This is a genomic window from Vibrio sp. 1727, assembly GCF_033344415.1.
Lineage (GTDB): Bacteria > Pseudomonadota > Gammaproteobacteria > Enterobacterales > Vibrionaceae > Vibrio > Vibrio alginolyticus.
The window spans coordinates 54415-66852 of record NZ_JAWPOT010000013.1 but is presented as its reverse complement, the minus strand read 5'-3'; the positions used below and the strand labels follow the sequence as shown (position 1 = coordinate 66852).

Genomic DNA, 12438 nt, shown 5'->3' with positions numbered 1-12438 from the left:
TGATTTAACAACTTGTTAACCAATGTGAGAGCCAAATATTTATCTTAGATAGATTGTCTATTTTTGGAAAAGGCGTAAATTGAGAGTTGTCAGCAGGAAGCAGACATGGAACAGGAAAGCACCAAGGATTTGGTTATCGTCAGGAAGACGATTTGGTTGGTCAGGATGATTAATCAAGCATGGAGCGTAGGACATTGTAAGGATACGATCATCAATAGGATGTTGATGACTAAGGATAGACAATGGACCCTCTAGGATTGAGGTTATGGACAGCATCAGGAAGATGCAAGGGACACCGCTCAAGGAACAAGTGACGTGTGCTAACGAGGAATGTTAGCAGTCAGGATGATAAGGACACCGCTAGGACGGCGACGTAAGGAATAAGCTGACGGAATCAGCCACTATTATGGATGATGCATGGAGCACTTTTAGTAGCCGGACTGCTGCGAGTAAGACCATGACCCCGATACTTATGTGTCGGGGTCTTTCTTATATAAAAACGATATCCAGTGTTCTCATTGAATTAAGCATCTCGATGTTGCTTGGGGATATCAATATCACAAAATATATAAATTCCTAATAACACTTAATAAAAAACAACTCAGATCAATATCCTTTCCAACCAGTTGGTTTAACTTTCGGCTTCTCTACAAGGTGTTATGCCCGCAATCATTGAGCATGTTCAGCTCATCGAGTTTGTGATCTGCGGATAGATTAAGTTTGTTGTAATCAAGGAACAGATGTGGCCATAGTAACCAGAAGAATGCTTCTTCTACCCTACAATGAGTCGTTGCAACTAGAATTCGTCATGCTGAATTGCTGTGCGAAAAACCGTGCTGAATTGAATGGTCCGTATACAGTTGCGTCTGCCAAACAGATGTTTGAGAAAATACTGGATGATGAGAACATTTATAGTATGGCAGTGCTAGAGAGCACCAGTCGTGACTATATGGGGCACGTGTTTATTGCTAATCTCGATTCCGAACCTGAATTAGGGTTTATTTTTGATAAATCATATTGGGGTAAAGGGTTAGCAACAGAAGCACTAAAAGCATTTTTCCCCAAAGCGTGCCGTGAGTTGGGCTTGAATAAGGTGAAAGCTAACGTGAATAGCAATCATCAAGCTTCTATGGCGGTACTGAAAAAGCTGGGATTTGTTAAAACAAAAGAAAGTAAGGATATATATGGTCCTTACTTTGAAATGGAATTTACAAGCGATGCGGTGGTAGGTGAAAGTTCTGCGGCCTGAAACCGACCATGGTTAACTCTCCTTGGTAGCAATCGTCACCAAGAGATGAAAACTCAAATTGATACACCGTATGCCAACGCCAGACTCCGTCTGGCGTTTTTAGTTTATGGGCACCAAAGGCGATGCTGATTAATTGGAGATCCAATTGCTCACATTTACGCGTGATGGCCGCTTTTGCGAGTTCGGCTTGGCGACGCTGTTGCCAAAACAGGTAACAGAAAAAGCAGAGCCCTAAAATTGCTAAAAGATCACCAATCATTCCTGAACCTTTCTTAGCTTTTTGTTGCTTGTTGTAAGCTTACTAGCGCATTTGCTAGTTCCTCTGATGGGTTTGAATGCAGCAAAGGCAATAACACCATTCTTAACTCTGGCAGCATCACTAAATCGGCAAATAACTGATTAAATAGGGCTTGATTACCGGTTTGAGCTAAACGCAGCAAAAACTGTTCTGCTACCTTTTCATTGGCGAGTAAGTGCCAAGCGCGACCCGCCACACCAATCAAAACCTCCTGATGGCTTAAACGAGGGCTATGCAATATCGCATCTAATACTGGAGAGGCGACTTCTGTTGGTGCACCAGCAAGGGCTCGGATAAGTGCTGAAAGTAGGAAGAGATCAGGTTCGCTACTTGCGATTTCTTGCTGTGCCTTTTCCGCAATACGTTCTGCTAAACGCTCTTGAAGCTCTACATGCTCAAGCGCACCTAATAGGGCATAAAGTGGCTCATTTGGTAGGTGGTTCAACGCTTTGCGTATCATTACCCCGTTTTGCTCTTTGTCCAAACGAGCGGCCATGTCGGTGATCCCTTGCAGACCTACGGTTTGCCAATTATCCCAGCCTAAACCACCTGAAAAGTAATGCTGAGTGTGCTCATAATATTGGCTGGTAGGAAGATCGAGGTTCGCGCGGACCTGGCTATGAAACACGGCCATTTTGTCTTCGGAAGGTTTGAACGTATATGGGTTATTAGACAGCTTTTGCTGTTGCTCTTCAGAGATATCACCATTGAGGCGTGTTCCCATGGCTTCCACTACGTATTTAATGAAATTGCCGATATCCGCTTGCTTTAACAAACCGCGCTCGTCCAATTCAAACTTTAGAAACCAAATCCAAGGTTGCTTTTGTTCATTCCAATAAGCGATGGCAAGGTGTGCTTTACGCTGCATTGGGAATGGGTACGGTGCTTGACCTTTTTCTACATCGGCAAACTCTTTCTTAGCGATGGTTTTGATACGACGACCAAGATCGAAGATTTGATAATCACAGCGGCTGTTGTTCAACAGTTGAGTGAGGGTTTGAATGTTTTCCATTAAATACGACGTCCTAACGTTCTTTTCACAAGAAATGGTATCATTCTCGGCTAATTCAAGGTTCGAGATAGAATTAATGGTAACAAATACTCAATTGGTCGACTTACTTCACCAACTTGAAACGCAGCTTAAAGAACATAAGTTGTGGCAACACACTAGGCCTTCAGAGCAAGCCTTACAAAGCGTGGAGCCATTTGCGATTGATACATTGCATCCTCATGAGTGGTTGCAGTGGATCTTTATAGACAGAATGCACGTGCTAGTGGAAAACAACCAACCATTGCCAAGAGGGTTTTCTCTCGAGCCCTATTTTTCAGAAGCGTGGAAGCAGGAACCGCAGTTCGCAGAGCTGCTTGTTACAATCCGAACCATTGACGAACTGTGTAAGTAAACTAATGCTAGAACAAAAAATAGCGCGATCTTCAGAACCAGTTGAGCTGGAGATCGTTTATCAGGATGAATATTTTGTAGCGGTCAACAAGCCTGCCGGCATGTTAGTGCATCGCAGTTGGTTAGATAAACACGAAACTCAGTTTGTCATGCAAACTTTGCGCGACCAAATTGGTCAGCATGTGTTCCCATTGCATCGTCTGGATCGCCCAACATCTGGTGTGCTCGTGTTTGCGTTGTCGAGTGAAGTCGCATCACAAGTCATGCCGATGTTTGCTGAACATAAAATGGAAAAGACATACCACGCAATAGTACGCGGTTGGATTGAGGAAGAGGGCGTCTTGGATTACGCGCTCAAAGTCGAGTTAGACAAGATTGCTGATAAGTTCGCTTCACAAGAAAAAGAAGCGCAAGAAGCGGTGACGGAATATAAGCCGTTGGCTAAAGTGGAAGTTCCCTATTCGACGGGTAAATTTCCTACAACGCGTTATTGCTTAGTTGAGATGAAACCTAAAACGGGGCGTAAGCACCAACTTCGTCGTCATATGGCACATCTACGCCATCCGATCGTGGGTGATACAACGCACGGGGATGGAAAGCACAACAAGCTGTATCGCACAGAGTTTGAATCTCATCGTCTGCTACTGCATGCTTCAGAGTTACGGTTCATCCATCCATTTACCGATCAAGAGATTGTTATGACGGCTAATCTTGATGAAACTTGGCAGCAATTGTTTACTCGATTTGAGTGGGATGAATCGATGATCAACCGATAATCGGCGCAGTTAGATCTAGATAATGATTGGGTACAAATAAAAAGGGTTAGCATCAATGCTAACCCTTTTTTAATATTTAAGACTTAACGTTTTACTTTAGTTTTGCGAGATCCGCTTCGATCTCTGCGATCTTGCTCGAAACGACTTTTTCTAAATGACGAAGGTCTGAAAGAATTTTCTCTTTTACATCAACCTCAGGTTGTTTCGTTGGCTTAGTGATTTTATTCAGCTCATCAATGACTAATGTGAGGTTACGGTTGATTTCCGTTACTTCTTTATATTTGTGACTGCCACTATCAACAAGAACATTTTTGATTTGGCGTGGGTATTTGAATTTAACGCTTTTAGCGAATAGTTCGCCTTTTTGCTTGTGGAAATAGATCTTGAGTACGTCTTTGTGTGCTTCTTGGCGTAGGGAATAACGTTCAATCTGCTTAGGGTCGTGAATACCCAAACCAGTGAGGTGGGGATACATAGGCTACCTCTATTACATCGAATTGATATTGATATAACTGTAGCAGCCTATGTATGAGCTAGATAGCTGATATTTAGCCAAAATGCTTAACTTGTGGGCAAGATCGCTCTCGCCCTGAACCGAAAAGATTGGCAGGTTTGATCTAAGCTGCGACCTCATCAGATAACTTTTCGATCAATCTCTCTCTTAGCTCATCTTGCTGTTCTTCACTTAACCTTCCCCCTGCATCACTGGTTAAAATAAACAAGTCTTCTGCTCGCTCACCAATGGTGGTGATTTTAGCACCGTGAAGGTTGATGTTTAAATCAGCAAACGTACGGCCTACTTTGGCCAACAGCCCCGGTGTGTCTAGCGCGACAAACTCCATTAAAGTGTGTTTTTTACCTTTGGTTGGTAAGAAGTCGACTTTGGTTTTCACGTTAAAGTGCTGAAGTTTGTTCGGAGTACGGCGCGTTTTAATCTTGGTTGGTCGGCCCGCCTCCAGTACATGGGTGAGGTGTTTAATCACCGCGGCGTGACGAGACTCATCGATCGCTTCGCCATGTTGATCGAGTACCATAAAGGTATCAATCACGTGCCCATCTTTGCTGGTCATGATTTGCGCGTCGTGTACATTAAAATTACGCCTATCTAACTCCGCTACGACCGTCGCAAATAAAGCAGGCTGGTCTTTCGTATATACAAACACCTCAGTGCCGCCACGAGTGGCTTTTTTACTGATTAATACCAAAGGCTTAGTCGGATCTTCCATGCGAAGTAAGTGTTCGCAGTGCCACGCGATTTGCGTATGGGTATGACGAAGGAAGTAGTCAGCTTTGAAGCGTTGCCACAATACTTCAATTTCGCGCGCGGCAAACCCCTCTTTGCGCAGCATTGCGGAGGCCATTTGTTGATTGTGGCGAATTCTCTCACGCACATCGACAGGATTCTCTAGGCCTCTGCGTAAAGCACGTTGCGTGGAGTAATACAGCTCCGCAAGTAAAGTTCGTTTCCACGCATTCCAAAGTTCTGGGTTGGTTGCACAAATATCTGCAACTGTCAGGCATACAAGATAATCGAGAGATTCTTCGTCTCTGACTTTTTTGGCAAATTCGGTAATGACATCGGGATCATAAATGTCTCGGCGCTGTGCGGTGACAGACATTAATAGATGATGTCTTACCAACCAAGCGACAAGTTTCGCTTCGGGCTTCGATAAACCATGCTCAATGCAGAAGTCGTACGCTTCTCCTTCACCGATAATTGAGTGATCGCCGCCACGACCTTTCCCGATATCGTGGAAAATAGCGGCAATAATCAGCAGCTCTTTCTTTTGCATCCGTGGGTAGACGTCACAGCAAATAGGGTGCTTCGCATGATTTTCTGGGTCACTAAAAGTGTTGATGTGTTTAAGTAAGCGAATACTGTGTTCATCAACTGTGTAGGCATGGAATAAGTCAAACTGCATTTGACCAACAATCTGACTCCATTGCGGTAAATAGGCCGCCATAACCCCTAATCGGTGCATTAGGCTGAATGCTTTGTGCAGAGCATTAGGGTGACGACATAACGCCATGAACTTTTCACGCGCAGCAGGAATGGTGTGCAAAAACTTGTTGAGCCGACGGCGAGCGGTGCGAAGTTGACGCAGCGTTGGTGGGCTCACCCCTTCAATAGTTGAGTCGTTAGCAATATGTAAGAACATATCCAGAATAGTTTCTGGGCGAGCTTGGAACAATGCGGGTTTCCGCGCTTCAATTAAAGAACCGCGACGTTGAAAGTCCGTATCGAGAATCTCGGCACTTTCTGTCGCCCCACCATTAATGATCGCTTGGTCAAAGAGTTTGAGTAGCATTTTATTGAGCTCTGCCACACGACGAAGCGTGCGGTAGAACTCTTTCATCATCATTTCTACGCCTCGATTGCCTTCTCCGACGTAGCCTAGATTTTCCGCAACTTGTGCTTGATGGGCAAAGGTCAAGCGGTTGTCATAGCGGCGAAGCTCCATGTGCAGAGCGAAACGTACTCGCCAAAGGAAGTCCTGACATTCAACCAATTCTCGGTATTCTGCGTCAGTTAAAAATCCGTATCGGCTCATTTCTAACAATGAAGTCGCACCAAAGTGACGTCGAGCGACCCAGCTTAATGTATGAATATCGCGCAGCCCGCCAGGGGTTGATTTAATGTCCGGTTCTAAGTTGTAGGTCGTGTCGTGGTAACGCGCATGGCGTTCGCGCTGCTCTTGAATTTTAGCGCGGTAAAACGTCTCACTTGGCCAGAAGGAGTCTGATAACACGACTTTCTTCAGTGCCTGAAAGGTGTCCTCGCTTCCACACAGCAGTCGCGCTTCTTGCAGGTTTGTCGCGACCGTTAGATCGGTTTTACCAATTTCAGCACATTCAGTAACGGTGCGAACAGCGTGTCCGACCTCGAGTTTTAAATCCCACAACAGCGTAATGAATTCGCTGATTTTTGCTTCTAACGCGGTTGGCAGTTTATTGTTCGACAGAATCAAAATATCGATATCGGAGAGCGGATGCAGCTCGCCTCGTCCGTAGCCACCAACGGCAACTAGGGAAATGTTGTAAATATCCTTGAAACCAAAATGTTGCCACAAACGATTGAGAAGCAGATCCATATATTCAGCTCTGGCTAAAACCAAGCTTGTTACCGGATGATGATTGAGAAACTCTTGGTTTTGATTAGAGCTAAACTTCTCTAATTCTCGTTTGAGTTCACCGATATTGATTTGTTCATCGGAAAAGGTAAGAGGGGACTGAAGTGTCATATTTGCCATCCGTGCAAGCTAATCTAATAACAATCTAACAAATTTCCGGCAGATAAAAAATATCCCCGCCGAAGCAGGGATATAGTAAACAACGAGTGGTCGTCAGCTTTACGCGTTTTTCATTAGGCGAGGAATCGTATCGTCGCTACGAAGCGTCAGTACTTCACAACCTTCTTTTGTTACAACAATGGTATGTTCCCATTGCGCAGAGTTCTTGCCGTCGCCCGTGTAAACAGTCCAGTCATCTTGTGCATCAACAGAGCAACCAAATTTACCAGCGTTAATCATCGGCTCAATAGTAAAGCACATGCCTTCTTTTAGTACGCGGCGGTCTTTGTTCTTGTAATGAACCACTTGTGGTTCTTCATGGAACTCATCGCCAATACCGTGACCACAGAAGTCTTTCACAATAGAAAACTTGTTGCGAGGATTGTTCTTGTTATTCTCTTTGATGTACTTCTCGATAGCTGTACCGATGTCACCAACCGTTGAACCTGGCTTAACGGTACGCATACCAACATACAGTGCTTCTTGAGCTACCATGCACAGACGTTTGTTTGCAGGCGAAACATCACCGACTAGGAACATCTTAGAAGTGTCACCATGGTAACCCTGAGGACGCACGCTCAGATCGGCATTCTCATCATTTGGAACGATTACGGTAATATCAACGTTCAAGATGTCACCATCTTTTAGTACCGCCGGCTTCATTTGGCCGTTGCTACCGATTTCGTCTTTTTCCGCTGGAATACCGTGGCATACGATATGGTTGATTGAAGTACAGATCGACTTAGGGAAACCATGGTAATCAAGCGGAGCAGAGTATGCACCTTTTTCTAGAGCGTACTCATGACAGATTTTGTTTAACTCTTCTGTCGTCACACCAACTTTGATGTGTGGTTCGATCATTTCTAGAATCTCTGCGGCTAGCTTGCCCGCAATGCGCATGCGTTCTATTTCTTCAGCAGTTTTAATCTTGATTGACATTGGCTTTCTCTACTTATTCCTAAGCACGTAAACGTGCGAATGGCCGCATTCTATCAGACATCGGGGCGTTAACCCAAGTTAGATAGGAATATGCATCATTCTTAATTCGATCATATGTTTAAAGTTTTGCTTATAAATAGGAGAAAGTGGCTCGGTGAAGAAATAATTTTTACTAGCCACAGTGAGCTAAAATATGGTATAAAGCGCGCCGGAATAGAGGACTGTTCTCTTCGTTTAGCAAAGTTAAGCGGCGAAGCAAGCTTCATCCGAATAACCTTTTATCTTTAAATCACACACATTCCGTCACATATTCCGGGGTGCTGAGCAGAAGCTTGGTCGGAGTTATGGGGAATGTGGAGGCCTAACCCCATAGAGGATTTTAAAATGGCAACTGTATCAATGCGCGATATGCTAAAAGCTGGTGTTCACTTCGGTCACCAGACTCGTTACTGGAACCCAAAAATGAAGCCATTCATCTTTGGCGCTCGTAACAAAGTTCATATCATCAACCTAGAAAAAACTGTACCAATGTTCAACGACGCTCTAGCTGAACTAGCTAAAGTTGGCGAGAAGAAAGGTAAGGTTCTATTCGTAGGTACTAAGCGCGCTGCATCTGAAGCTGTTAAAGAAGCTGCAATCGCAAGCAACCAGTTTTACGTAAACAACCGCTGGTTAGGCGGTATGCTTACAAACTACAAAACAGTTCGTCAGTCTATCAAGCGTCTAAAAGAACTAGAGACTCAATCTCAAGACGGTACTTTTGACAAACTAACTAAGAAAGAAGCTCTAATGCGTACTCGCGAAATGGAGAAGCTAGAGAAATCTCTTGGTGGTATCAAAGACATGGGCGGCCTACCAGACGCTCTATTCGTAATCGACGCTGATCACGAACACATTGCAATTAAAGAAGCTAACAACCTAGGTATTCCAGTATACGCTGTGGTAGATACTAACTCTAACCCAGACGGCGTTGACTACGTAATCCCAGGTAACGACGACGCGATCCGCGCTGTACAGCTATACCTGAACGCTGCTGCTTCAGCAGTATCTGAAGGTCGTAACAAAGACGTAGCTGCAGTTGCTGAAAAAGACGGTTTCGTAGAAGCTGAATAATAGCGGCTCTGTGTCACACTTGGTCTATGTGAAACCTTTGTGTAGCATAAACTAAGTTATAGTTAGCAATGGGGGCCGACAATGTTAGGCCCCTGTTTTTTACCTTATTTCGAATCAAACGAGGAAGACAGAATGGCAACTGTAACTGCTGCTCTAGTTAAAGAACTTCGCGAGCGTACTGGCGCTGGCATGATGGAATGTAAGAAAGCGCTTGTAGAAGCAAACGCTGACATCGAACTAGCAATTGAAAACATGCGTAAATCTGGCGCAGCGAAAGCAGCTAAGAAAGCTGGTAACGTTGCAGCTGAAGGCGCAATCATCATCAAAGAAGAAAACGGCGTTGCTGTTCTTCTTGAAGTTAACTGCCAAACTGACTTCGTTGCTAAAGACGGTAACTTCACTGCATTCGCAGAAGAAGTTGCAGCTGCAGCTCTAGCTTCAAAAGCTTCTGTTGAAGAACTACAAGCACAATTCGAAGACGCACGTGTAGCTCTAGTAGCTAAAATCGGTGAAAACATCACTATCCGTCGCGTAGAATACGTTCAAGGCACTGCAATCGCTTCTTACCGTCACGGTGAGAAAATCGGTGTTGTTGTTGCTGGTGAAGGCGACGCAGAAACTCTTAAGCACGTTGCAATGCACGTTGCTGCTTCTAAGCCAGAGTTCGTTAACCCAGAAGACGTACCAGCTGACGTAGTAGAAAAAGAGAAAGCGGTTCAAGTTGAAATCGCAATGAACGAAGGCAAGCCTGCTGAAATCGCTGAGAAGATGGTTGTTGGCCGCATGAAGAAATTCACTGGCGAGATCTCTCTAACAGGTCAAGCTTTCATCATGGAGCCTAAGAAAACTGTAGGCGAAATGCTGAAAGAAAAAGGCGCTTCAGTTTCTACGTTCGTTCGCCTAGAAGTAGGTGAAGGTATCGAGAAGAAAGAAGAAATGAGCTTCGCTGAAGAAGTTGCAGCAGCTCAAAAAGGTTAATCCTTAGAGACTGTATAAAGATTAGACCGTAGCCAAGGCTGCGGTCTTTTTATGAGCAGTGAACGATTAGCCGTGATGAATAGCCATAACTGAAGTTGTGTCTATTCATGACTGTTAATCAACAACTCTCTTTGGAAGGTAAACTCCATGACTACGAACCCTAAACCAGCGTATCAACGTATTCTATTAAAACTGAGTGGTGAAGCTCTTCAAGGTGAAGACGGTTTTGGTATTGATCCTGCGGTCCTTGATCGTATGGCACAAGAAGTTAAAGAACTGGTTGAACTGGGTGTTCAGGTTGGTGTAGTTATCGGTGGCGGTAACTTGTTCCGTGGTGCAGGCCTAGCTGAAGCTGGTATGAACCGCGTAGTTGGTGACCACATGGGTATGCTTGCTACAGTAATGAATGGCCTAGCGATGCGTGATGCTCTTCACCGTGCATACGTAAATGCGCGCGTTATGTCTGCAATCCCTCTAAAAGGCGTATGTGACGACTATAATTGGGCTGATGCGATCCGTGAGCTTCGCCAAGGCCGAGTTGTCATCTTCTCTGCTGGTACTGGTAACCCGTTCTTTACAACGGATTCTGCTGCTTGTTTACGTGGTATCGAAATTGAAGCGGATGTTGTACTAAAAGCGACGAAAGTTGATGGTGTATTTACTGCTGACCCTGTAGCAAACCCAGACGCAGAGCTGTATGATAAGCTATCTTATGCAGAAGTTCTGGATAAAGAGCTGAAAGTTATGGACTTGGCGGCGTTTACGCTAGCTCGTGACCACAAAATGCCAATCCGCGTATTTAATATGAACAAGCCAGGCGCACTACGTCGCGTGGTTATGGGCGAAGCAGAAGGCACGCTCATCAACGAATAAGCTTGGCTTAAGGTGCCACTCCAAAGCGTTAGGGTGGTGCTTGCTTTGCTCAACCGTTTTAGGCTTTCTTCAGGAAAGATGACATTTTTAAGGTGAAACTGTGATTAACGAAATCAAAAAAGACGCGCAAGAGCGCATGGATAAAAGCGTTGAAGCGCTTAAGAACAACCTTTCTAAAATTCGTACAGGTCGTGCACACCCAAGCCTACTATCTGGTATTTCTGTAGAATACTACGGTGCAGCAACACCTCTAAACCAAGTAGCAAACGTTATTGCTGAAGATGCGCGTACACTTGCAATCACGGTTTTTGATAAAGAGCTGACGCCGAAAGTAGAAAAAGCGATCATGACGTCTGACCTTGGTCTAAACCCTATGTCAGCTGGCACTATCATCCGCGTTCCACTTCCACCGCTAACGGAAGAGCGTCGTAAAGACCTAGTTAAGATCGTTCGTGGTGAAGCTGAAGGTGGTCGTGTTGCTGTTCGTAACATCCGTCGTGACGCAAACAACGATCTTAAAGCGCTTCTAAAAGATAAAGAAATCTCTGAAGATGAAGACCGTAAAGCACAAGACGAAATTCAAAAGCTAACTGACGTTGCAGTTAAGAAGATCGATGAAGTTCTTGCTGCAAAAGAAAAAGAGTTGATGGAAGTTTAATACTCCCACACACATCACTGTTGGAAAACGCTGTGCTCACAGCTCAGCGTTTTTTTATGTTAGTCTATCCAACTGATGGAACTCAATTAACTCCCTATGCAAAATTCTCAAGCCTTCTCTGATTCCCTTCCTAAGCATATTGCCATCATTATGGACGGTAATGGCCGTTGGGCTAAGTCCAAAGGAAAACCTCGCGTATTTGGTCATAAAAAAGGCGTTAGTGCCGTTCGTAAGACCGTGGCTGCTGCTTCAAAACTAGGCATTAGAGCCATGACGCTGTTTGCTTTTAGTAGTGAAAACTGGCGTCGTCCGGAGGAAGAAGTGGGTCTTTTGATGGAACTGTTTATCACGGTCCTGTCTAGTGAAGTAAAAAAACTACACAAAAATAACTTACGGTTGCGCGTGATCGGTGATACCAGTCGATTTAGTGAGCGTCTACAAAAGAAAATTGTAGAAGCAGAAAACCTAACGGCAGATAACACGGGTATGGTGATCAACATTGCAGCCAACTATGGCGGTAAATGGGACATCACAGAAGCTGCTAAAACGTTAGCGCTAAAAGCACGTAACGGTGAAATTCGTGTAGAGGATATCAATGAGCAGCTAATCACTGAGCATTTGACCATGGCAGACCTACCGGAAGTGGATCTTTTAATTCGCACCAGTGGAGAGTGCCGCATCAGCAACTTTATGTTGTGGCAAATGGCTTATGCAGAAATGTACTTTACACCAGAGTACTGGCCAGAATTCGATGAAGACAGTTTGGTAGAAGCTGTGACTTGGTTTATCAACCGAGAACGTCGTTTTGGCTGTACAGGTGAACAAATAAAGGCATTGATGGCAGCTCAATAAGGACTAGTTA

The 12438-nt window shown here is 44.6% G+C and carries 13 protein-coding genes; 8 read left to right on the top strand and 5 right to left on the bottom strand.

Features of this window, described 5'->3' with window-relative positions:
* Positions 1–763 precede the first annotated feature (763 nt).
* Complete coding sequence (locus R8O10_RS13615) at positions 764–1249, top strand: GNAT family N-acetyltransferase (RefSeq protein WP_005385338.1); 486 nt, start codon at positions 764–766, stop codon at positions 1247–1249.
* On the opposite strand, the gene R8O10_RS13610 is transcribed toward R8O10_RS13615, so the two are convergent.
* Both R8O10_RS13610 and R8O10_RS13605 read right to left on the bottom strand, forming a co-directional pair.
* The gene (locus R8O10_RS13610; RefSeq protein ID WP_005380315.1) at positions 1209–1508 is read right to left on the bottom strand and encodes a DUF3301 domain-containing protein; all 300 of its coding nucleotides are present in this window, start codon (positions 1506–1508) and stop codon (positions 1209–1211) included. The two genes, R8O10_RS13615 and R8O10_RS13610, sit on opposite strands and share 41 nt — an antisense overlap.
* Positions 1509–1521: 13 nt before the next feature.
* The gene (locus tag R8O10_RS13605) at positions 1522–2559 is read right to left on the bottom strand and encodes a DUF3549 family protein (RefSeq protein WP_005391782.1); all 1038 of its coding nucleotides are present in this window, start codon (positions 2557–2559) and stop codon (positions 1522–1524) included.
* 76 nt (positions 2560–2635) lie between these two features.
* Here R8O10_RS13605 and R8O10_RS13600 point away from each other — a divergent pair, with 76 nt between their 5' ends.
* Together R8O10_RS13600 and truC are read left to right on the top strand one after the other, a co-directional pair.
* Positions 2636–2950, top strand: coding sequence for a YqcC family protein (locus tag R8O10_RS13600; RefSeq protein WP_005391784.1), 315 nt, complete (start codon positions 2636–2638; stop codon positions 2948–2950).
* 4 nt (positions 2951–2954) lie between these two features.
* Positions 2955–3725: a tRNA pseudouridine(65) synthase TruC gene (gene truC, locus R8O10_RS13595; protein ID WP_318108986.1), complete on the top strand. Its 771-nt coding sequence runs from the start codon at positions 2955–2957 to the stop codon at positions 3723–3725.
* A 91-nt stretch (positions 3726–3816) separates the two neighbouring features.
* Here the strand turns inward: truC and R8O10_RS13590 are convergent, their stop codons facing one another.
* The 3 genes from R8O10_RS13590 to map all read right to left on the bottom strand — a co-directional run bounded on the left by R8O10_RS13590 (position 3817) and on the right by map (position 7954).
* The gene (locus R8O10_RS13590) at positions 3817–4200 is read right to left on the bottom strand and encodes a DUF3461 family protein (RefSeq protein WP_171344492.1); all 384 of its coding nucleotides are present in this window, start codon (positions 4198–4200) and stop codon (positions 3817–3819) included.
* Between the two features lie 142 nt (positions 4201–4342).
* On the bottom strand, positions 4343–6967 hold the full coding sequence (gene glnD / locus R8O10_RS13585; RefSeq protein WP_238843868.1) for a bifunctional uridylyltransferase/uridylyl-removing protein GlnD: 2625 nt from the start codon (positions 6965–6967) through the stop codon (positions 4343–4345).
* A gap of 108 nt (positions 6968–7075) precedes the next feature.
* The gene (gene map, locus R8O10_RS13580; protein ID WP_005380326.1) at positions 7076–7954 is read right to left on the bottom strand and encodes a type I methionyl aminopeptidase; all 879 of its coding nucleotides are present in this window, start codon (positions 7952–7954) and stop codon (positions 7076–7078) included.
* A 384-nt stretch (positions 7955–8338) separates the two neighbouring features.
* Between map and rpsB the strand changes: the two genes are divergently transcribed.
* From rpsB to R8O10_RS13555, 5 genes are all read left to right on the top strand, one after another.
* Entirely contained in the window at positions 8339–9067 is a 729-nt protein-coding gene (rpsB, locus tag R8O10_RS13575) for a 30S ribosomal protein S2 (RefSeq protein ID WP_005380327.1), read from the top strand.
* A 132-nt stretch (positions 9068–9199) separates the two neighbouring features.
* Positions 9200–10045 carry a translation elongation factor Ts gene (gene tsf, locus R8O10_RS13570; RefSeq protein WP_005380328.1) on the top strand — a complete coding sequence of 282 codons (846 nt, stop codon included), beginning with the start codon at positions 9200–9202 and terminating at the stop codon, positions 10043–10045.
* 147 nt (positions 10046–10192) lie between these two features.
* Positions 10193–10918: a UMP kinase gene (gene pyrH / locus R8O10_RS13565; protein ID WP_005380329.1), complete on the top strand. Its 726-nt coding sequence runs from the start codon at positions 10193–10195 to the stop codon at positions 10916–10918.
* Between the two features lie 100 nt (positions 10919–11018).
* Positions 11019–11576, top strand: coding sequence for a ribosome recycling factor (frr, locus tag R8O10_RS13560; RefSeq protein ID WP_005380330.1), 558 nt, complete (start codon positions 11019–11021; stop codon positions 11574–11576).
* 96 nt (positions 11577–11672) lie between these two features.
* Complete coding sequence (locus R8O10_RS13555) at positions 11673–12428, top strand: isoprenyl transferase (protein WP_005380331.1); 756 nt, start codon at positions 11673–11675, stop codon at positions 12426–12428.
* Positions 12429–12438 lie beyond the last annotated feature (10 nt).

Coding starts and splice junctions, on each gene's coding strand:
- tsf (WP_005380328.1), top strand. CDS start 9,200: ATGGCAACTGTAACTGCTGCTCTAGTTAAAGAACTTCGCGAGCGTACT.
- R8O10_RS13555 (WP_005380331.1), top strand. CDS start 11,673: ATGCAAAATTCTCAAGCCTTCTCTGATTCCCTTCCTAAGCATATTGCC.
- pyrH (WP_005380329.1), top strand. CDS start 10,193: ATGACTACGAACCCTAAACCAGCGTATCAACGTATTCTATTAAAACTG.
- R8O10_RS13590 (WP_171344492.1), bottom strand. CDS start 4,200: ATGTATCCCCACCTCACTGGTTTGGGTATTCACGACCCTAAGCAGATT.
- truC (WP_318108986.1), top strand. CDS start 2,955: ATGCTAGAACAAAAAATAGCGCGATCTTCAGAACCAGTTGAGCTGGAG.
- map (WP_005380326.1), bottom strand. CDS start 7,954: ATGTCAATCAAGATTAAAACTGCTGAAGAAATAGAACGCATGCGCATT.
- R8O10_RS13610 (WP_005380315.1), bottom strand. CDS start 1,508: ATGATTGGTGATCTTTTAGCAATTTTAGGGCTCTGCTTTTTCTGTTAC.
- R8O10_RS13600 (WP_005391784.1), top strand. CDS start 2,636: ATGGTAACAAATACTCAATTGGTCGACTTACTTCACCAACTTGAAACG.
- R8O10_RS13605 (WP_005391782.1), bottom strand. CDS start 2,559: ATGGAAAACATTCAAACCCTCACTCAACTGTTGAACAACAGCCGCTGT.
- R8O10_RS13615 (WP_005385338.1), top strand. CDS start 764: ATGCTTCTTCTACCCTACAATGAGTCGTTGCAACTAGAATTCGTCATG.
- rpsB (WP_005380327.1), top strand. CDS start 8,339: ATGGCAACTGTATCAATGCGCGATATGCTAAAAGCTGGTGTTCACTTC.
- glnD (WP_238843868.1), bottom strand. CDS start 6,967: ATGACACTTCAGTCCCCTCTTACCTTTTCCGATGAACAAATCAATATC.